At 63.0% G+C, this 246-nt stretch carries 1 protein-coding gene; it reads left to right on the top strand.

The genetic code is table 11. The annotated features are described in order from the left end of the window. Positions 1 to 246 (top strand): hypothetical protein (locus SB719_RS21935; RefSeq protein WP_412160001.1); only part of this gene is annotated, 246 nt, incomplete at both ends.

Genomic DNA, 246 nt, shown 5'->3' with positions numbered 1-246 from the left:
CGTGGAGCAGGTGCGCTGGACGCTTTATGCCGGGCGAAACGCGGACGGCGAAGCATTCGATGACGTTCCCTCGACCGAGGACGAACGCTGTTTCGCGTGGAGCGTATATCACGCCAACGATCTCCTGCACGTCGCCTACGAGGCGATTCTCAGGTTCGTGCTCGATGTGCTTGCACTGACGCCCGCTGGCCTGCCGCTGGAACACCTGGTCGCAAAAGTGGCCGAACGGCTGGCTGACGCGCTGAC

Origin of the sequence: Pantoea sp. SIMBA_079 (assembly GCF_046940275.1) — a bacterium.
GTDB classification, from domain to species: Bacteria; Pseudomonadota; Gammaproteobacteria; order Enterobacterales; family Enterobacteriaceae; genus Pantoea; species Pantoea borealis.
The sequence above is the reverse complement of the archived record's forward strand: the minus strand, read 5'-3'. Positions and strand labels throughout refer to the sequence as shown.